Below are 20,357 nucleotides of genomic sequence, written 5' to 3' on the forward strand. Positions count from 1 at the left end.
GAGACTGAGATAGGTCAATGCAAGTTTGAGCCCATCCATAAAATAGAAAGAGAGTTAGCATCATGAAAGCACTAGGTACACAACCAATAGAAACTGAACGATTGATACTGAGGAGATTTGTGGAAGGTGATGCTCAAGCCATGTTTGAGAATTGGGCTTCTCGTCTAGATAATCTAACCTATGTGACTTGGAATCCACACCTGAATGTCGAACAGACTCGAAACTCTATTGGCAATTGGGTAGCATCCTATGACAATCCTAACTATTACAAATGGGCCATTTGTCTCAAAGAAAATCCAGACTATGTCATTGGAGATATTAGTCTGGTCAGTATGGATGAAGAAAAATCTAGCTGTGAGATTGGATATATCTTAGGGATGGACTACTGGGGACGAGGACTCATGACAGAAGCTTTGAAGGCAGTTTTATCATACTGTCTAGATGAGATTGGATTTAAAGAGGTTGATGCTTGCTATGCAAGTTTAAATCCAGTATCTGGTCGTGTTATGGAAAAGGCGGGTATGACTTTTTGGAAGACGATTCCAAATGCAGTTGAACGAAAAGGTTATATAGCTGATAAAATTTATTATCAAATCAAAAAATAAGATGGAAAAGAATAACTTTTCCATCTTATTTTTTATAATATACTTTTTAATCAAAATAAAGCAGATCTTTGCTGGTACTTGTAAAGAGGTCGAAGCCATCCTTCGTAACAACACCGCAGTCCTCGATGCGGACCCCGACTTTACCAGGGATGTAGATACCAGGCTCAACTGAGAAGCACATGCCTTCTTCGATAACCATGTCGTTTCCTTCCATGATTGAAGGGAATTCGTGGACATCCATACCGATACCGTGACCGAGACGGTGGTTGAAGTACTCACCGTAGCCAGCTTTTTCGATTACTTCACGAGCAGCTCGGTCTACTTCATGAGCAGTCACACCAGGTTTGATAAAGTCAAGGGCAGCTTGTTGAGCTTCTAGAGTCAAGTTGTAAATATCTTTCTTGAATTGGTCAGGTTTTCCAACAGCGACTGTACGAGTCATATCTGATGCATAACCATTCACCATCACACCGAGGTCAAAGAGGAGAAGTGCATTGTTTTCGACCTTGTTGGCTCCAGGAATACCATGTGGATTCGCAGCATTATCACCAGTCAAAACCATGGTGTCGAAGCTCATTTCATAGCCTTCACGTTTCATAGCAAAATCGATTTGCGCAATGATATCAGTTTCCGTATTATCAAGAGAGATATTGTCAAAACCAACTTTAACAGACTTGTCGGCGTAAACACCTGCAACCATCATCTTTTGCACTTCGTCAGCTGATTTAATCAAGCGCATACGTTGGATCAATGGAGTCAAGTTATCAAACTCAGCAGTTTCAAAGACAGTTTTCAAACCGTGGTATTTAGTCAAGATGAGATTGTCAAACTCAACTGCTACACGTTTGAAATCAAGCTGTGGAAGAGCATTTTGAATTTTCTTCCAAGGGTTTTCAGAGTCCACGTAGCCAACTACTGGGAAAGAGACAGTGCTAGTCGCACGTTCAACCTCAAGGGCTGGCACAAAGAGAAGTGGTTCTTGGTTTCCAAGGACAAAAAGGAACATTTGACGTTCGTGTGGATCACTGTAAAAACCAGTGAGGTAATTAATTGTGACGGGGTCAGATACGACAGCGACGTCTAGCTTTTCTGATTCAAGATAAGTTAAGATTTGTTGTAATTTAGACATATGCTACCTTCTTTCTACCCCTCTATTTTTGCAAAATTTAGGAGAAATTGCAAGGGAGAAGGGGAAAAGACTACAAAAAAATTCCAACAGCTAATAGCATGTTGGAATAGAAAGATTAGTTGAATTCTGCCTTACTTTTCACATCGCTGTATTCTTCAGCAATTTCTTGGCTAAGGATATCTTCATAAGCTGGAAGGACAATGTCCTGACCATATTTTTTCTTGAGGGCAGTAGTGACCAAACGGTAGGCTAGATTTGCATTACGGGATAAAATAGGTCCGTGGAAATAAGAACCGAAAACATTTTTATAGTGAACACCTTCACCGACCTTTTCTTCGTTGTTGCCATTTCCGTAAACAACCTGCCCTAATGGTTTTTGGTCATCTGAGAGGAAGGTGCGGCCTTGGTGGTTTTCAAAACCATAGTAGGTTTCATCGAATTCTTTGTTATGAATTTTAATGTCACCAATGAATCGGTTATTGGTTTGGTTGAGTGTGTAATGTCCCATGACACCGAGACCTTCGATGCGTCTTCCAGAAGCTTCAATATAGTATTGGCCTAATAGCTGGAAGCCACCACAGATAGCAAGAACGACACCATCATTTTGGATAAAGTTATCAATATTATCTTTTTTATCGGGTAGATCACCAGCAATGATACTTTGTTCAAAGTCTTGGCCACCACCGAAAAAGGCAATATCGTAGTGATGTTCATCGAACTCATCGTGGAGAGAAACGATATCAACTGTTACATGTGCCCCTAGCTTTTCAGCGACGTACTTGAGCATGAGGATATTCCCATTATCTCCGTAGGTGTTCATGAGATTCCCATAGAGGTGGGCAATATTTAGTTGGTAAGGATAATTGCCGTCTTTTGAGGAAAGTGAAGTATAAACCATTAGTTCATCTCCTTTCTAACAAGTTGACGATTGGCTAGCAATTCTCGGAATTCTAGCATAGCCGTATATGTCGCAAGGATATAGGCATGCTTGCAGTCTTGAGCTTCAATTGTTTTAAGAACTTGTTCCAGGCTACTTGTTTCAGTGATCTTGTCAGCTGGGTAGCCAGTAACACGTAGACGACGAGCAATTTCAGAATGACGAACTCCACCTGCATTGATTTCAGGAATGTCCATATCCGTAATTTGCTCAAAGTCAGCATCCCAAATCCAGCTGGTATCAATCCCATCAGCATAGTTAGCATTGAGGAGAACAGATAGACTAAATGGGTAAGGAGCTAGCTTGATCATTTCGATGGCCTGGGTAGCACCAACAGGATTTTTAATAAGAACCAGTGTGCATTCCTTGTCACCGATATGGAAGGTTTCTTGTCGTCCAAAGACAGCACGACTCTTATCAAATCCTTGTTTAATCAGTTGAGAATCAGCGCCTAGGTAACGGGCGATAGCAACTGCAGCCAGAGCATTGTAGATGTTGTAGAGACCACCTATTTGAATACCATATTCCTGACCGTCAATAACAAAACGAGAACGATTGTTAGTCAACTCAACCAATTCTGTCAAACGGTAGTCCAAGTCAGGACGTTTACATCCACAATTCTCACAGATATAAGCTCCCAAGTTGGCATATGTATTTAGCTCATATTTTAAAATACTTTGACATTCAGGGCAGAGAATACCTTCAGTATTGTAGTGAGCAAGTTGCGCTGGACCTTTTTCTAGATCAAAACCAAAATACTGAACAGGATTTGAAATTGCAGGCTTGTAAAAAAGCGGACTATCACCGTTCAGCAGGACAGTAGCAGTAGGAACTTTTCGAATAGCGTCCAAAATCATGTTGTAGGTCGTATAGATCTCACCGTATCGGTCCATCTGATCGCGGAAGATATTAGTGATAACGAAAAGACTAGGCTGGATATAGTCACAGATATGTGAGAGACTAGCTTCGTCGATTTCAAGTACTGCTATATTTTTTCCAGTTTTTGAAGATTTTGCAGTCAAGAAAGTAGTCGTGATTCCTGTTATCATGTTGGCACCACTAGGATTAGTTAAAACTTGACCATAAATTTCCTTTAGGATACCGACAGTGAGAGCGGTCGTCAAGGTTTTTCCATTGGTACCAGTTACCACAACAATCTCGTAGTTTTTCGCTAAATTTTGTAGAATATCTTTATCAAATTGAAGGGCGAGTTTTCCAGGCAGCGTACTTCCACGGCCAAGACGGCTCAAAATAAAGTGAGAAGAACGCCCAGCAAGAAGGCCCAAAGTAGTTTTTAATTTCATGTTTCTATTATATCATAAATGCTGGAAAAGACAGATTTGAGATTTTAGAAAAAGAAAAACAGCCCGCTATCGGACTGCTTTCTATAATTAAATCGCAAACAAGTCATTCAAGTTTTCAGCCAATGTTGGGTGAGTGAAGATTTGTTTTGTGAAGTAAGTGTATGGGATATTGTTGTCCATAGCAACAGTAATAATGTTGATGATTTCTTGTGATCCTTCTGAAAAGATAGTTGCACCTAGAATTTCTTTAGTTTCAGTGTTGACAACAGCTTTGAAGGCTCCACGAAGGTCTCCGTTTACGTGACCACGAGGCATAGCAGCGACAGGGATTTCCTTAACAGCATATGGAAGTTTCAAATCAGCTGCTTGGCTTTCAGTCAAACCAACTTGTGAAAGGGCAGGTGTGATGAACATGGTATTTGGCACATTGAGACGGTCTTCAAGTGTGTAACTGCCATCACCAGCAAGGTAGCTATAAACAACACGGAAGTCATCTAGTGAAATGTAGGTAAATTGAAGTCCACCGTTGACATCTCCAACTGCAAAGACACCAGGAACGTTTGTTTGACAATGTTTGTCCACCTTGATAGCACCACGTTCAGTTAGTTGAATATCCGTATTTTCAAGATGAAGTGGCTCTACATTTGGTTTACGTCCAGTTGCGTAGAGAAGGGCGTCAAAACGGTAGGTTTCATTCTCTGTCACGACAAGGACTTGGTCACCATCGTTTTTGATTTCAGTAGTATGGATATTTTGAAGGAGTTCAATGCCGTCTTCTTCCATGTATTGTTTAGCAAGAGCAGCAATGGAAGGTTCTGCGCGAGGTAGGAAAGTATCTAGAGCATCTAGGACTGTTACCTTGCTTCCAAGTTTATTGTAGAGACCAGCAAACTCAAGACCGATATTTCCACCACCAAGAATTCCAAGTTTCTCTGGTAATTGTTCCAAGTTTTGGATACCAGTTGAATCAAAGACATTCTTGCTAGTAGCTAGACCTGGAATTGGTAAAACGTTTGAAACAGCACCAGTGTTGATGACGATTGTTTCAGCAGTTAGTTCTTGTTTTTCATCACCGGCTTGAATTTCGATGACCTTGTTTGAAACAAAGTGGGCTTCGGCATCAATGATATCAACTCCAGTACCAGCGATAGTAGCATAGTTTTTACCATTGAGGCGGCTCGTAATTGTATTTTTTGTTGCCATAACCTCGTCAAATGACAAGTCCTTCTCTGCGGCAACTAACAAGGTTTTAGTTGGAATACAACCGATGTTGATACAAGTTCCACCGTACATTGCTTTGTTGCGTTCGATAAGGGCAACTTTTTTACCAGCTGAAGCTAGTTTGGCAGCAAGGGTCTTACCTGCCTTACCAAATCCAATGACAATTAAATCGTATGTTAACATTTTTAAATCCTCCTGTTTGATTTCATTCTAGCATAAGAAAAAAAATTTTTCACAATTCTGCTACGGGAAAAAATATTGGACTAATTTAGTCTCACGAAAGCTTTTGAGAATCAAGTTCAAAAATAGAAAAATCGTTTACATGATTTAATCAAGTGGTTAGACTATCTTTTGGCCCTGGTCTATGGTATACTAGATAGGTTGCAAAGAAAGCAGTACTTTTCTTTAGTGGAAAAGAAGCAACACGGTCTTTCATAAAAACTGAAAGTACGTCATGACAAGAAAAGTATAAACTAAGCGCTATAGGATGGCTTCGCACCATCTTTAGAAAGAAGAATAACGTGAAATTTAATGAATTTAATCTTTCTGCTGATTTGTTAGCAGAAATTGAAAAAGCAGGATTTGTAGAAGCAAGTCCTATCCAAGAGCAAACCATTCCTTTGGCTCTTGAGGGAAAAGATGTTATCGGTCAAGCACAGACTGGTACAGGGAAAACTGCAGCCTTTGGATTGCCAACCCTTGAAAAAATTCGTACAGAAGAAGCAACTATCCAAGCTTTGGTGATTGCCCCAACTCGTGAACTGGCTGTTCAAAGTCAGGAAGAACTCTTCCGCTTTGGTAGAAGCAAGGGTGTGAAAGTCCGTTCAGTATACGGTGGTTCAAGTATTGAAAAACAAATCAAGGCTCTTAAATCAGGTGCTCACATCGTTGTAGGAACACCAGGACGACTTCTTGACCTCATTAAACGCAAGGCTTTGAAATTACATGATATTGAAACCTTGATTTTAGATGAAGCAGATGAAATGCTGAACATGGGATTCCTTGAAGATATTGAAGATATCATCTCTCGTGTACCGGAAAATCGTCAAACCTTGCTCTTTTCAGCGACTATGCCAGATGCCATCAAACGTATTGGTGTTCAGTTCATGAAAGAGCCTGAGCATGTCAAGATTGCTGCTAAAGAATTAACAACAGAACTGGTAGACCAGTACTATATCCGTGTTAAAGAACAAGAAAAATTCGACACCATGACTCGTCTTATGGATGTTGATCAACCTGAGTTGTCAATCGTTTTTGGTCGTACCAAACGTCGTGTGGATGAGTTAACTCGTGGACTTAAAATCCGTGGTTTCCGTGCAGAAGGGATTCATGGAGATTTGGACCAAAACAAACGTCTTCGTGTCCTTCGTGATTTTAAAAATGGCAACCTTGATGTCTTAGTTGCAACAGACGTTGCTGCTCGTGGTTTGGATATTTCAGGTGTGACTCATGTCTACAACTATGATATCCCACAAGATCCTGAGAGTTATGTTCACCGTATTGGTCGTACAGGACGTGCAGGTAAGTCAGGTCAGTCTATTACCTTCGTTTCACCTAATGAAATGGGTTATCTCCAAATCATTGAGAACTTGACTAAGAAACGTATGAAAGGTCTCAAACCTGCAAGTGCAGAAGAAGCCTTCCAAGCTAAGAAGCAAGTAGCTCTTAAGAAAATTGAACGTGATTTTGCGAATGAGGAGATTCGTAGTAACTTTGAAAAGTTTGGCAAGGATGCTCGTCAATTGGCCTCAGAATTCAGCCCAGAAGAATTGGCCATGTATATCCTCAGCTTAACTGTTCAAGACCCAGATAGTCTTCCTGAGGTTGAGATTGCCCGTGAAAAACCTTTACCATTTAAACCATCTGGTGGTGGCTTCGGTGGCAAAGGCAAGGGTGGTCGAGGAGGCCGTCGTGGAGATGACCGTCGAGACCGTGATCGCCGTGGCAATGGACGTCGTGATGACTATCGTAAAGGTGGACGTTCAAAGGATCGTTTTGATAAAGAGAAGCGTTACCGCAAGGACACTAAAAAACCACGCAATACTTCAAGCGAGAAGAAAACAGGCTTTGTTATTCGTAACAAAGGAGATAAATAACAAAAAAGCGGTTCACTGAGGTGGATCGCTTTTATATATAAGGAGACCGAGAGTCATATGAAAAAGTAATACGAGAAGTTTGTATTTATAAATTTGTTATCTTGTAATATTATTCTATCAAAAATTCAGGAAGCTGTCAATAAGAAAATTATAAAAAATAGGAAAAATTTTCGAATTCACTTGAATTGCAATTCAATAAACAATTTTCAGATAATTGTTGAAAAAGTCAGAATTTTATGATATAATGAAAGCGATTATATGCGAGGTAAAAAATGGCACATTTATTAGAAAAAACAAGAAAAATCACATCAATTTTAAAGCGTTCGGAGGAGCAATTACAAGATGAGCTTCCTTATAATGCCATTACACGTCAATTAGCAGATATTATTGACTGTAACGCTTGTATTGTGAATAGCAAGGGTCGTTTGTTGGGCTACTTTATGCGCTACAAAACTAATAATGACCGAGTAGAGCAATTCTTCCAATCAAAGACTTTCCCAGAAGATTATGTGCAAGGTGCGAACATGATCTACGATACGGAGGCCAATCTTCCAGTAGAGCATGATTTGACAATTTTCCCAACTGAGAGTCGTTCTGATTTCCCAGATGGTTTGACAACAATTGCTCCAATCCATGTCTCAGGGATTCGCTTGGGTTCATTGATTATATGGCGTAATGATAAAAAGTTTGAAGATGAAGATTTGATTCTGGTTGAGATTGCAAGCACTGTAGTAGGAATTCAACTCTTGAACTTCCAACGTGAAGAAGATGAGAAAAATATTCGTCGTCGTACGGCTGTAACTATGGCGGTCAATACACTTTCTTACTCTGAACTTAGAGCAGTATCGGCTATTCTAGCTGAATTAAATGGTAATGAAGGTCAATTAACAGCTTCAGTCATTGCTGACCGTATCGGTATCACTCGTTCTGTAATTGTTAATGCCCTTCGTAAACTCGAATCGGCAGGGATTATTGAGAGTCGTTCTCTTGGTATGAAAGGAACTTATCTCAAAGTTCTCATTCCAGATATTTTTGAAGAAGTGAAAAAGAGGGACTATTAATGGCTAAGGCACTAATTTCTATTGACTATACAGAAGATTTTGTAGCGGATCATGGGAAACTGACTGCGGGCACTCCAGCTCAAGCAATATCTGATGATATATATGGGGTGACCCAAAAGGCGTTTGAACGTGGAGATTATATCTTTTTTACCATCGATGCTCATGAGGAAAATGATGTCTTTCATCCTGAAAGTAAACTATTCCCTCCACATAATATTATTGGGACTAGTGGACGCAATCTGTATGGCAAACTAGCTGAGTTCTATCAGGAATATGCTGATGATAGTCGTGTTTTCTGGATGGACAAACGTCACTATTCTGCTTTTTCTGGAACAGATTTGGATATCCGTCTCAGAGAGCGTAGGGTAGATACAGTCATTTTGACAGGAGTTCTTACAGATATCTGTGTCTTGCATACGGCGATTGATGCCTATAATCTTGGTTACCAGATAGAAGTTGTGAAACCAGCAGTAGCATCCATTTGGCCTGAGAATCATGCCTTTGCACTTGGTCATTTCAAGAATACACTTGGTGCGAAATTGGTTGATGAAAATTTGCTTGAAATTACAGAATAATACATTTCAAGATGAAAAAATCTGAAAAAAGTCTTGACAATTTTTTTCAAAGTTGATATACTAGTAAAGTAATCGACGCGGGGATGGCGGAATTGGCAGACGCGCAGGACTAAGGATCCTGTGACCGCTTTAGGTCGTGAGGGTTCAAGTCCCTCTCTCCGCATAGGAAAATAGTTAGCTTTGGCTAGCTTTTTATTTTTCATCAAAAAGAGCAAAAATATTTTTGCTCTTTTTTTGGTATTTCATAAACATTTCATATTTGAATATTATAATGGTTTTACAAATATGGAGGTGCTATATGAATCCCACTCAAAGAGCTTGGGCTTACGTCAGCAGAAAACGACTGAGAAGTCTCATATTATTCTTGATTTTATTTGTATTATTGGCTGGAATATCGGCTTGTTTGACGCTCATGAAGTCTAACAAAACAGTAGAAAATAATCTCTATCGCTCATTGAATACATCTTTTTCTATTAAAAGAATAGAAGCAGATCAGACTTTTCAACTGTCTCAACTAGATGACCTTAAAAAGATAAAGGGGCTTGAGAAGATTTCACCTGAGCTAGAAACAATAGCCAAGTTAACTGACAAAGAAGTCGTTACTGGAGAACAAAGTATCCAAAGGGATGATTTGACAGAAGCTGAAAAAAATCTCATCACTTTAATTGCATTAGAAGATTCTTCCAAGGATGTTTCTTTTACAAGTTCCGCCTTTACCCTTAAAGAAGGAAGACATCTACAAAAAGGAGATAACCAGAAAATATTAGTCCACGAGGAATTGGCTAAGAAGAATAACCTAAAACTTGGGGATAAGATTAACTTAAATTCTGGACCAGTAGAAGATAGTAGTGGACAAAATCAAGACTATGAAATCGTAGGTATTTTCTCAGGTAAGAAGCAAGAGAAATTCACTGGTCTTAGCTCAGATTTTAGTGAAAACACGGTCTATACAGACTTCGAAAGTAGCCAAACTCTTCTTGGAAATAAGGAAGCTCAAGTTACTGCCGCTCGTTTCTATCTAGAAAATCCAAAAGATATGGATAGTATCATTCAAGAGGTTGAAAAGTTATCTCTTGAAAATCAAGGGTTCCAAGTGGAAAAGGAAAATAAGGCCTTTGAACAAATCAAGGATTCCGTTTCGACCTTCCAAACCTTCCTACAGATTTTCCTCTATGGTATTATGATTGCTGGTGTAGGAGCCCTGATCTTGGTCTTGTCACTTTGGTTACGAGAGCGAGTTTACGAGGTTGGTATTTTATTGGCACTAGGTAAAGGGAAAATAGCAATCTTTAGCCAATTCTGCCTGGAAGTCATCCTAGTTTCATTGGCATCTATTCTGCCTGCATTTGTGGCTGGGAATGCCATTACTTCCTATCTCTTGAAGACTGTTCTAGCAAGTGGCGACCAAGCTGCATTACAAGATACTCTAGCAAAAACAACGAATCTTTCAACAAGTCTTCTATCATTTGGAGAATCTTATATCTTCCTACTTATAATCAGCTGCTTGTCAGTTGCACTTTGTTTCCTATTTTTATTTAGAAAATCACCGAAAGAAATTTTATCATCCATCAGTTAATAAAGGAGAAATCATGACTTTACTACAATTACAAGATCTTACTTATCGTTATAAAAACACTGCAGAAGCAGTATTATATAAAATCAATTACGATTTTGAACCTGGTAAGTTTTATAGTATTATCGGAGAATCAGGAGCTGGGAAGTCAACACTCTTATCTCTATTAGCAGGACTTGATAGCCCAGTCGAAGGAGCTATCTTATTCGAAGGCAAGGATATTCGTGAACAAGGTTATTCTTATCATCGCATGCACCACATCTCGCTAGTTTTCCAAAACTATAACTTGATTGATTATCTTTCTCCATTGGAAAATATCCGCTTGGTTAATAAAAAAGCTAGCAAGGATACCCTTCTTGAACTTGGTTTAGATGAAAGTCAAATCAAGAGGAATGTTCTCCAATTATCAGGAGGGCAGCAACAACGTGTTGCCATTGCTCGTAGCCTTGTATCGGAAGCACCAGTGATTTTAGCAGATGAACCAACAGGAAACTTGGATCCTAAGACTGCTGGGGATATCATCGATTTGCTCAAATCTCTCGCTGAGAAAACAGGCAAGTGTGTGATCGTTGTGACCCACAGCAAGGAAGTAGCACAGGCGTCAGATATTACACTTGAATTGAAGGATAAGAAACTGACTGAAACAAGAAAAAATAGTAACTAAAACATTTAAACATATTAAAAACTGAAGTAAATCTAGAAAGGAATCTTATGTTACACAACGCATTTGCCTATGTCACAAGAAAATTTTTTAAGTCGCTTGTGATCTTTCTTATCATTCTCTTGATGGCTAGTTTGAGTTTGGTCGGCTTGTCTATCAAGGGAGCGACAGCCAAGGCTTCTCAAGAAACCTTTAAAAATATCACCAATAGTTTCTCCATGCAAATCAACCGCAGGGTCAATCAAGGAACTCCACGTGGTGCGGGGAATATCAAGGGTGAAGATATCAAAAAAATTACTGAGAATAAGGCCATTGAATCCTACATCAAACGGATTAATGCTATCGGTGATTTGACAGGCTATGAACTGATTGAAACGCCTGAAACCAAGAAAAATCTAACTGCAGATCGAGCTCAACGTTTTGGAAGTAGCTTGATGATAACAGGGGTTAATGACTCTTCTAAAGAAGACAAGTTTGTGTCAGGCTCTTACAAACTAGTCGAAGGTGAGCATTTAACAAAAGATGACAAATACCAGATTCTCATGCACAAAGACTTGGCTGCTAAACATGGCTGGAAAGTTGGCGACAAGGTCAAACTGAACTCCAATATCTACGATGCAGATAATGAAAAAGGAGCCAAGGAAACAGTAGAAGTAACGATCAAAGGACTTTTTGATGGGCACAACAAATCTGCTGTAACCTATTCACAAGAACTCTATGAGAATACAGCTATCACAGATATTCACACAGCAGCCCAACTCTATGGTTATACAGAAGATACAGCTATTTATGGAGATGCTACCTTCTTTGTGGCTGGAGATAAGAACCTAGATACTGTCATGCAAGAATTAGGGTCTATCAACGGCATCAACTGGAAGATGTATAGCTTGATTAAGAGTTCATCTAACTATCCTGCCCTCGAACAATCTATCTCAGGCATGTACAAGATGGCTAATCTTCTCTTCTGGGGTAGCTTGAGCTTCTCAGTTCTTCTACTCGCTCTCTTACTCACCCTATGGATTAACGCTCGTCGTAAAGAGGTTGGAATTCTCCTTTCAATTGGTCTAAAACAAGCAAGTATTCTAGGACAATTTATCACAGAAGCAGTTATGATTGCAATTCCAGCACTAATTTCAGCTTACTTCTTGGCTAACTATACTGCTCGTGCCATTGGAAATACAGTTCTTGCAAATGTCACATCAGATGTGGCTAAGCAAGCTAGTAAGGCAGCCCAGGCCTCTAATCTTGGTGGTGGTGCAGAAGTTGATGGCTTTAGCAAGACTCTTTCAAGTTTGGATATTTCCATTCAACCTTCTGACTTTGCTATCATCTTTGTACTTGGCTTGGTTCTAGTAGTACTAGTTATGGCACTTGCTTCAAGTAATCTCCTCTTTAAACAACCAAAAGAACTTTTGATAGATAGTGAATAAAAAACATGCTACCTATTCTCATTCAAATGAGATATAATATAGGTAGCATTTTTGATAGAAAAGGATTTATATGAAAATTCTAATTGTAGAAGATGAAGACATGATCCGTGAGGGAATTAGTGATTATTTGACGGATTGTGGCTATGAAACCATTCAGGCAGCAGATGGCCTTGAGGCTTTAAAACAATTTTCCAATCACCAAGTTGCCTTGGTTCTCTTAGATATTCAAATGCCGAAACTCAATGGTTTAGAGGTTTTGTCAGAAATCCGTAAAAGCAGTCAAGTTCCGGTCTTGATGTTGACAGCCTTTCAGGACGAAGAATATAAGATGAGTGCCTTTGCTGCATTAGCAGATGGATATTTGGAAAAGCCTTTTTCCCTATCTTTATTAAAGGTACGAGTGGATGCCATCTTTAAGCGTTATTATGATACTGGTCGTATTTTTACCTATAGGGACACCCAGGTAGACTTTGACAGTTATAGCGCTAAAGTAGCAGGTCAAGAAGTTGCAGTGAATGCAAAAGAACTAGAAATTTTAGACTATCTGGTTAAAAATGAAGGTCGAGCCTTAACACGGTCGCAGATTATCGATGCTGTATGGAAGATGACAGATGAGGTTCCTTTTGACAGAGTGATCGATGTCTATATCAAGGAACTACGGAAAAAATTGGATTTAGACTGTATTCTTACCGTGCGCAATGTTGGTTATAAATTGGAGAGAAAATGAGACGTTCAGGTTTATTTAAAAAAATTTTTATCTATACCTTCTCGGTATTTTCTACCTTGGTCATTTGTTTGCATTTGGCCATCTATTTCCTCTTTCCTCCGACCTATCTCAGTCACCGTCAGGAGAGCATAGGGCAAAAGGCTACAGAAATTGCCCAGTCTCTCCAAGGCAAAGATAGTCAAGCTATTCAGGAAGTCCTTGAACTTTATTCTAAAAGCAGTGATATTAAGGGAGCTGTTAAGGGAGAGATGACTCAGGATAAGTTGGAAGTCAATGATAATCTTCCCATTGATAAACAACGACAGACGGCCTCCTTAGTTATTGAGGAAAGAGAAGTTCAAACTAAGGATGGTCAGACGATGACCTTGCAGTTTTTAGCTTCTATGGATTTGCAGAAAGAAGCAGAAGACATCAGTCTTCAATTTCTACCTTATACTTTATTAGCGTCTTTCATCATTTCGCTCCTCATCGCCTTTATCTATGCTAGAACCATTGTTGCTCCTATTTTGGAAATCAAACGAGTGACTCGACGGATGATGGATTTGGATGCAGAAGTGAGGTTGCGCGTGGATTCTAAGGATGAAATTGGAGATCTTAAAGAACAAATCAACAGCCTTTATCAGCATCTCTTGACTGTGATTGCAGATTTGCATGAGAAAAACGAGGCCATTCTCCAGCTGGAAAAGATGAAGGTTGAGTTTTTACGAGGAGCTTCCCACGAACTGAAAACGCCTCTAGCTAGTCTAAAGATTCTTCTGGAGAATATGAAAGCCAATATTGGACGCTATAAAGATCGGGACCATTATCTGGGAGTTTCTTTGGGGATTGTGGATGATTTGAGTCACCATGTCCAGCAAATCTTATCCCTTTCTTCAGTGCAAGAATTGCGAGATAAGAAAGAAGAAATCAACCTTTTTGAAATGACAGATTTTCTCTTAAAGGATTATGATTTATTAGCTAAAGAGAGGGAAATATCAGTTGTGAATCAACTGACTGACCAACAAACTTATCTAAATCCTTCGGTACTCAAGCTGATTCTTTCCAATCTTATCAGTAATGCTGTGAAACACTCTGTTCAAGGTGGTTATTTAAAAATTGGGACAGAAGATGGCTGGGTTTTCATTGAGAACGCCTGTACACCTGAGGAGCAAGATAAGTTTGAACAATCCTTTACAGTATCTAGTCGACAAAGTAAGGGAGCTGGTTTGGGACTATTTGTAGTTAAAAGTTTATTGGAAAACGAAGAAATTGACTATCGATTTGAACGCTATGAAGACCACTTAGCCTTTTATATGAACCTACCCAAAGACCTGTAAGATTAGGACTTTGAGGAGAGTTCCATATTTTTAGATAGAAGAAATTCAATCTAAACTACAGGAAAAACTAGATTTTTTTGTCAAAAAGTGATAAAATGAACAATGTAAATGGGATATCCCATAAAAATATACAGGAGGCCTGATAAAATGGCAATCGTTTCAGCAGAAAAATTTGTCCAAGCAGCTCGTGACAACGGTTATGCAGTTGGTGGATTTAACACAAACAACCTTGAGTGGACTCAAGCTATCTTGCGCGCAGCAGAAGCTAAAAAAGCTCCAGTTTTGATCCAAACTTCAATGGGTGCTGCTAAATACATGGGTGGTTACAAAGTTGCTCGCAACTTGATCGCTAACCTTGTAGAATCAATGGGTATCACTGTACCAGTAGCTATCCACCTTGACCACGGTCACTACGAAGATGCACTTGAGTGTATTCAAGTTGGTTATACTTCAGTTATGTTTGATGGTTCACACCTTCCAGTTGAAGAAAACCTTGAAAAAGCTCGTAAAGTTGTAGAATTTGCTCACGCAAATGGTGTATCAGTAGAAGCTGAAGTTGGTACTATCGGTGGTGAAGAAGACGGAATCATCGGTAAAGGTGAATTGGCTCCAATCGAAGACGCTAAAGCAATGGTTGCAACTGGTATTGACTTCTTAGCAGCTGGTATCGGTAACATCCACGGTCCTTACCCTTCAAACTGGGAAGGTCTTGACCTTGACCACTTGCAAAAATTGACAGAAGCTCTTCCAGGCTTCCCAATCGTATTGCACGGTGGATCAGGTATTCCTGATGACCAAATCCAAGCAGCTATCAAACTTGGTGTTGCTAAAGTTAACGTTAACACTGAATGCCAAATCGCATTCGCTAACGCAACTCGTAAATTTGCTCGTGACTACGAAGCAAACGAAGCAGAATACGACAAGAAGAAACTCTTCGACCCACGTAAATTCTTGGCTGACGGTGTAAAAGCTATCCAAGCATCAGTTGAAGAACGTATCGACGTATTCGGTTCAGAAGGTAAAGCTTAATCTAGCTGAACAATACAAAACGAAACCCGCCTGTGAAGGTGGGTTTTTTGTGTTTACAGAAAACTTCTTTTATCGCACATAAAAAAGCAAAAACAACTAGAAGTTTTTTGCTTTTTGTTTTAAGAACTAAATATTATTTCTTGTCATTTGAGTTCATTAAGGCTGCAACAACTGTTGCCCCAATAATTGGTGCAAGAGAACCAATTATTCTAGAAGCATTTTTAACAGTAGAAGTGGTTGCAATTAATGAAGATGCTTCACTAATTTGTTCAAAATCTACTGATTTATTCTCAGACACCGCATATTTTTCTGATTCATCAAAAAAATTTAGCAACAACTCTGCTCTATCAGCTCTGTCTTGATCAGTAGTTTTTAAATTTTCAATTTCAAAATCTATTACGGTACGTAATGCAATATAGTGGAGTTTTGTTAATCTACTTTTTTGAGTTTCAAGATTACTGATGGTTTGTTTAGTAACTCCTATAAGATTGCTGAGATCTGAACTTGTCCAATTCAAAATTTCTCGAATAGCTTTTAAGTTATTTTGTAGAATTGCTCTTGTATCTTCTGTTGATGGATATTTTTCTTTTAACATATCTTTTACCTATAATTTTCTACTTCTATTATAACAAAAATAAAATAAAATTTAAATAGTTGACTACTCAAAAATATTTTATTTGATAAAAAATAAAATATTTGTTAAAAATACTTGACAAGTATAATATTCTATATTATACTGTATCTAATAAAAGTAGAAGGGATTTAAATTATAAGATTGGTTATTACAAAGTATAAAATAAAGAGGAATTTATAATATTGTCTTCTTTATGATTAACAGTAAAACTATTTATAAAAAATAAAGAGGAGTTTTTTTATGGATATTCAATTGGCGTTTATCTTATTGTTAATTTCTTTGTGTTTCTTTCTATTGGTTAGAAAGAACATAATTACTAAAAAGTTTACGGAATTTTTGATAAAAAATAGATGTCCAGAACTGGACTTCTTAGAGTCTAGTGAATTCAGTGTTTTAGAATGTGCAAAAATATTGAACAAAAAATATAAAATTGGTTTGATTAATTCATATATTGTGGTTAATTCAATAAAAGTAGGTTAATATAAAATAAATGGGTAGTTATAATGGATGAACTTGTAAAAAAAATAGCAGCTTTTGGTTTACCTGGCGTAGTATTAATGATAGCAATGAGTGCGACAGGATTAGCAGGTGGGGCAGCATTGACAACAGCCTTAGCTGCACTTGGACCTTTTGGAATGATAGGAGGAATAGTTCTTTTAGCAACTATTGGTTTATTAGCCGATAAAATAGCGGAGTTAGGTTATGAAGAAGTTACAAAGCTTGTTCTTAAAGAACATCTTAAAACATCTTCTAAGGAAGAAGCTATTGAATTGGTTAAAAAATATCCTATTACAAAATCTATGAAATTAAAAATAATTGACTACATTGAAAATTTTAATGAAAATTAAAAAGAGGTAATATTATGGCAAAACTATACGAATGTAGAGAGTGCTTACAACAGTTTACAAAAAAGGAAATTGATTGGGAAGCTAGTGATGAAAGATATGAAGATTACTACTGTCATGACTGTTCAAGGTTTCTAGAACAATGTGGTATTGATGCGATGGATCCTGATGGATTTGGATACGATGATTATGGTAATTGGGATCAAGAACGTTTAGGTTTTTAGATTTTTTACTTACTACAATAGATATGTTTTTATCTTATTTAACAAACTAACCCGCCTGTGAAGGTGGGTTTTTTGGTTGCTTTTATAGAGAATATACTTAAGACTACTATATACTAAGTTGCTAAAAGAGTCTAATTTGTGTACAATAATGCTATGAAAATACTGAAAAAATGGTTTCTTGGCTTCCTTAGTCTTATGCTTTTGTTTTTAGGCGCTACATTTTTCTATCACAGAATCAGTTTACAAAAGGAAAATAAATTTTTAACACCTATGGGGCAAACAGTTCTTGTTAATGGGCACAAAATCAATGTTTACGTTGAGGGGGATGGTCCAGAGACAATAGTAGTTCTATCAGGTGCTGGTATTGCTTCACCTATATTAGACTTTAAGAATCTAACAGATTCCCTATCAAAAAAATATAAGGTAGTCATCGTGGAGCGGGCTGGCTATGGTTATAGCGAGGATAGCAATTATTCCAGAGATGTGATGGAAGTTTTGTCTGAGACACGTCAAGCTCTATCACAAGCAAATATATCAGGTCCTTTTATTATTCTGTCTCATTCAATGGCTAGTCTTGAAAGTCTGGCTTGGCAGGAGAAGTATCCTGATGAAGTGAAAGCCTTGGTTGGTCTGGATTGGGCCTTACCAGCTAGTTATGAGGATTTAAAGGATAATCAAGCCTTGCTTACTGTGGCTTATTGGAGCAGTAAGATTGGCTTATTACGCTATTTCCCTGAGTCCTTTTATATAAAAAATCCAACTCTGACTGAAACTGAACGACAACAATATAAATTACTAGCATATAAGCAATTGATGTCACAAGCCATGCTTCATGAATCCCGTTTGGTAAAGGAAAATGCCAAAAAAGTTCCCTCTAGCATCAATCCGAAAATTCCAGCCATACTCCTTGTTTCTAACGGTGAAGGCACGACCTTTAGCCAATCCGAATGGCAGCATTATGCAGAGAAATTTTCTAGTGACCAGTCTAATGTTCAAGTCATCTATATGGATGCGCCTCACGAACTTTATCATTATCAAAGTCATGAAATAGTCTCTCGAATTGAAGAATTTTTAGAGAATAATTGAGGGCTTAAAAATCCATTGAGACTGATGATAATAATTGAAAGGAATGACTTATGAATAATTCTTATATTTTACTTAGACATGCTCATTCAAGATTTTCAAGTGATGATTTTAATAGAACTTTGTCAGAAAAAGGATTTTCATCTCTTGAACAGTTGGAGTTTTTAAATGCTTGTAAAATAGATTACTTTATTTCAAGCCCTTATAAGCGAGCTTTTGAGACAGTAAATAGTTCTCCCGTTCAATTTGATAAGATAGTACTTGATAATCGTTTACGTGAAAGAAAATTATCCTCAAGATTTATTGAAGATACTGAGTTTGAAAAAACAATTCAATATTTATGGCAAAACCCAGATAAATCTCTCATTGGAGGCGAGTCCAATCGAGAAGCATTAAATAGAATTTTAGATTTATTTGCGGACTTGGAAGAAAGGTATTCAGATAAAACCATTTTACTGAGTTCTCATGGAAATTTGCTAGGAATCTTAATCAATCATTTTGATTCCAGTTTTGATTATGAAAAATGGGAGCAGATGACCTTTCCAGATTGTTTTCTAATTGATAGAAATGGGATTGTGAAAAGAATTATGAAAGATTAGTTCTTTGATTAAATAGTGATTCTTATTGATCAAAATAGTTTGCCTTTTTACAATTCGTAGCCTACCCCTAATGGCAGGTTTTTTGGTGTTTAAAGGAAACTAATAAACCAGAATTTCTGACTCAAAAGCATTATTTTAAGAGAGAAATATCTAATTTCATAATCTATAAGCAAACGCTTGCATTCCTTTATTTATTGGATTATAATAGGTTGGTATGAATCCTTCTGTAATAATATTGAGAAGGTGTAGAAAGTAAGGATTTAGAATATTTGTAGTCAAAAATACAATGTTGTTTCTTACGATAGGGAGATAGATATGGCAATGATAGAAGTGCAACATCTTCAGAAAAATTTTGTGAAGACAGTTAAGGAGCCGGGGTTAAAGGGAGCTTTGCGCTCCTTTGTTCATCCTGAAAAGCAGTCCTTTGAAGCGGTCAAAGATTTGACCTTTGAGGTTCCAAAAGGGCAGATTTTAGGATTTATAGGGGCAAATGGTGCTGGGAAGTCAACCACCATCAAAATGCTGACAGGGATTTTAAAACCGACATCTGGTTTTTGTCGGATTAACGGCAAGATTCCCCAGGACAATCGCCAAGATTATGTCAAGGATATTGGAGTCGTTTTCGGACAACGTACCCAGCTATGGTGGGATTTGGCACTGCAAGAGACCTACACGGTCTTGAAGGAGATTTACGATGTGCCAGACTCGCTTTTCCATAATCGCATGGACTTTTTGAATGAAGTTTTGGATTTGAAAGAATTTATCAAGGATCCTGTGCGGACTCTTTCATTGGGTCAACGGATGCGGGCGGATATTGCGGCCTCCTTGCTTCACAATCCCAAGGTTCTCTTTCTAGATGAGCCGACCATTGGCTTGGACGTTTCGGTCAAGGACAACATTCGACGTGCTATCACCCAGATCAATCAGGAGGAAGAAACAACTATTCTCTTGACCACTCACGATCTGAGTGACATTGAGCAACTCTGTGATCGGATTTTTATGATTGATAAGGGGCAGGAGATTTTTGATGGGACGGTTGGCCAGCTCAAGGAGACCTTTGGCAAGATGAAGACTCTTTCCTTTGAGCTGACGCCAGGTCAAAGTCAACTCGTCTCTCATTATGAAGGCTTGTCTGATATATCCATTGATAGACAAGGAAATAACCTAATAATTGAATTCAATAGTTCCCGCTACCAATCAGCTGATATTATCAAGCAAACCTTATCTGATTTTGAAGTCCGTGATTTGAAGATGGTAGATACGGATATTGAAGATATTATCCGTCGCTTCTATCGAAAGGAGCTCTAA

21 protein-coding genes and 1 tRNA gene are annotated in these 20,357 nt (G+C 38.2%); 17 read left to right on the top strand and 5 right to left on the bottom strand.

Translation table 11 applies throughout. The features are described from left to right. Window positions 1-62: 62 nt before the first annotated feature. Window positions 63-605 (top strand): GNAT family N-acetyltransferase, encoded by a 543-nt coding sequence (locus NML75_RS06085; protein WP_254733518.1) that lies wholly within the window; start codon window positions 63-65, stop codon window positions 603-605. A gap of 46 nt (window positions 606-651) precedes the next feature. On the opposite strand, the gene NML75_RS06090 is transcribed toward NML75_RS06085, so the two are convergent. The 4 genes from NML75_RS06090 to NML75_RS06105 all read right to left on the bottom strand — a co-directional run bounded on the left by NML75_RS06090 (window position 652) and on the right by NML75_RS06105 (window position 5,379). Further along, window positions 652-1,734, bottom strand: a complete 1,083-nt coding sequence (locus tag NML75_RS06090; RefSeq protein ID WP_061862860.1) for a M24 family metallopeptidase — start codon at window positions 1,732-1,734, stop codon at window positions 652-654. Window positions 1,735-1,849: 115 nt separating this feature from the next. After that, window positions 1,850-2,632, bottom strand: coding sequence for a lipid II isoglutaminyl synthase subunit GatD (gene gatD / locus NML75_RS06095; RefSeq protein ID WP_061862861.1), 783 nt, complete (start codon window positions 2,630-2,632; stop codon window positions 1,850-1,852). Continuing rightward, window positions 2,632-3,975, bottom strand: a complete 1,344-nt coding sequence (gene murT / locus NML75_RS06100) for a lipid II isoglutaminyl synthase subunit MurT (RefSeq protein ID WP_074324624.1) — start codon at window positions 3,973-3,975, stop codon at window positions 2,632-2,634. Before murT ends, gatD begins: the two co-directional genes overlap by 1 nt. Window positions 3,976-4,062: 87 nt before the next feature. Then, window positions 4,063-5,379 carry an FAD-containing oxidoreductase gene (locus NML75_RS06105; RefSeq protein WP_254733517.1) on the bottom strand — a complete coding sequence of 439 codons (1,317 nt, stop codon included), beginning with the start codon at window positions 5,377-5,379 and terminating at the stop codon, window positions 4,063-4,065. A gap of 338 nt (window positions 5,380-5,717) precedes the next feature. Between NML75_RS06105 and NML75_RS06110 the strand changes: the two genes are divergently transcribed. From NML75_RS06110 to NML75_RS06155, 10 genes are all read left to right on the top strand, one after another. Then, the gene (locus NML75_RS06110; protein ID WP_074324622.1) at window positions 5,718-7,292 is read left to right on the top strand and encodes a DEAD/DEAH box helicase; all 1,575 of its coding nucleotides are present in this window, start codon (window positions 5,718-5,720) and stop codon (window positions 7,290-7,292) included. Window positions 7,293-7,564: 272 nt separating this feature from the next. Further along, window positions 7,565-8,353: a GTP-sensing pleiotropic transcriptional regulator CodY gene (codY, locus tag NML75_RS06115; RefSeq protein ID WP_006150201.1), complete on the top strand. Its 789-nt coding sequence runs from the start codon at window positions 7,565-7,567 to the stop codon at window positions 8,351-8,353. After that, entirely contained in the window at window positions 8,353-8,928 is a 576-nt protein-coding gene (locus tag NML75_RS06120) for a cysteine hydrolase family protein (RefSeq protein ID WP_254733516.1), read from the top strand. The genes codY and NML75_RS06120 overlap by 1 nt, the downstream gene beginning before the upstream one ends. 77 nt (window positions 8,929-9,005) lie before the next feature. Continuing rightward, a tRNA-Leu gene (locus NML75_RS06125) sits at window positions 9,006-9,091 on the top strand. 135 nt (window positions 9,092-9,226) lie between these two features. Then, complete coding sequence (locus NML75_RS06130; RefSeq protein WP_004252437.1) at window positions 9,227-10,504, top strand: ABC transporter permease; 1,278 nt, start codon at window positions 9,227-9,229, stop codon at window positions 10,502-10,504. 13 nt (window positions 10,505-10,517) lie between these two features. Then, entirely contained in the window at window positions 10,518-11,165 is a 648-nt protein-coding gene (gene vex2, locus NML75_RS06135; RefSeq protein WP_004252438.1) for an ABC transporter ATP-binding subunit Vex2, read from the top strand. A 47-nt stretch (window positions 11,166-11,212) separates the two neighbouring features. Then, entirely contained in the window at window positions 11,213-12,592 is a 1,380-nt protein-coding gene (gene vex3, locus NML75_RS06140; protein ID WP_006148162.1) for an ABC transporter permease subunit Vex3, read from the top strand. Between the two features lie 70 nt (window positions 12,593-12,662). After that, complete coding sequence (gene vncR, locus NML75_RS06145) at window positions 12,663-13,319, top strand: response regulator transcription factor VncR (RefSeq protein ID WP_006148163.1); 657 nt, start codon at window positions 12,663-12,665, stop codon at window positions 13,317-13,319. Continuing rightward, window positions 13,316-14,635, top strand: coding sequence for a sensor histidine kinase VncS (gene vncS / locus NML75_RS06150; protein ID WP_004252445.1), 1,320 nt, complete (start codon window positions 13,316-13,318; stop codon window positions 14,633-14,635). Before vncR ends, vncS begins: the two co-directional genes overlap by 4 nt. 147 nt (window positions 14,636-14,782) lie before the next feature. Beyond that, window positions 14,783-15,664, top strand: coding sequence for a class II fructose-bisphosphate aldolase (locus NML75_RS06155; protein WP_254733515.1), 882 nt, complete (start codon window positions 14,783-14,785; stop codon window positions 15,662-15,664). A 133-nt stretch (window positions 15,665-15,797) separates the two neighbouring features. Here NML75_RS06155 and NML75_RS06160 read toward each other — a convergent pair whose 3' ends face one another. Beyond that, window positions 15,798-16,259, bottom strand: a complete 462-nt coding sequence (locus NML75_RS06160) for a helix-turn-helix transcriptional regulator (protein ID WP_006148165.1) — start codon at window positions 16,257-16,259, stop codon at window positions 15,798-15,800. Window positions 16,260-16,538: 279 nt separating this feature from the next. Between NML75_RS06160 and NML75_RS06165 the strand changes: the two genes are divergently transcribed. From NML75_RS06165 to NML75_RS06190, 6 genes are all read left to right on the top strand, one after another. After that, window positions 16,539-16,778, top strand: coding sequence for a hypothetical protein (locus NML75_RS06165; protein ID WP_006148166.1), 240 nt, complete (start codon window positions 16,539-16,541; stop codon window positions 16,776-16,778). Window positions 16,779-16,801: 23 nt separating this feature from the next. Then, entirely contained in the window at window positions 16,802-17,146 is a 345-nt protein-coding gene (locus tag NML75_RS06170; RefSeq protein WP_004252453.1) for a hypothetical protein, read from the top strand. Between the two features lie 14 nt (window positions 17,147-17,160). Next, complete coding sequence (locus tag NML75_RS06175) at window positions 17,161-17,367, top strand: hypothetical protein (RefSeq protein WP_004252454.1); 207 nt, start codon at window positions 17,161-17,163, stop codon at window positions 17,365-17,367. Between the two features lie 153 nt (window positions 17,368-17,520). Continuing rightward, window positions 17,521-18,453: an alpha/beta fold hydrolase gene (locus tag NML75_RS06180; RefSeq protein WP_006148168.1), complete on the top strand. Its 933-nt coding sequence runs from the start codon at window positions 17,521-17,523 to the stop codon at window positions 18,451-18,453. A 50-nt stretch (window positions 18,454-18,503) separates the two neighbouring features. Further along, window positions 18,504-19,049 (top strand): histidine phosphatase family protein, encoded by a 546-nt coding sequence (locus tag NML75_RS06185; protein WP_006148169.1) that lies wholly within the window; start codon window positions 18,504-18,506, stop codon window positions 19,047-19,049. A 315-nt stretch (window positions 19,050-19,364) separates the two neighbouring features. Beyond that, entirely contained in the window at window positions 19,365-20,357 is a 993-nt protein-coding gene (locus NML75_RS06190; RefSeq protein WP_254733514.1) for an ABC transporter ATP-binding protein, read from the top strand.

Origin of the sequence: Streptococcus sp. CF4-3 (genome assembly GCF_024295385.1) — a bacterium.
Classification (GTDB): Bacteria; Bacillota; Bacilli; order Lactobacillales; family Streptococcaceae; genus Streptococcus; species Streptococcus infantis_I.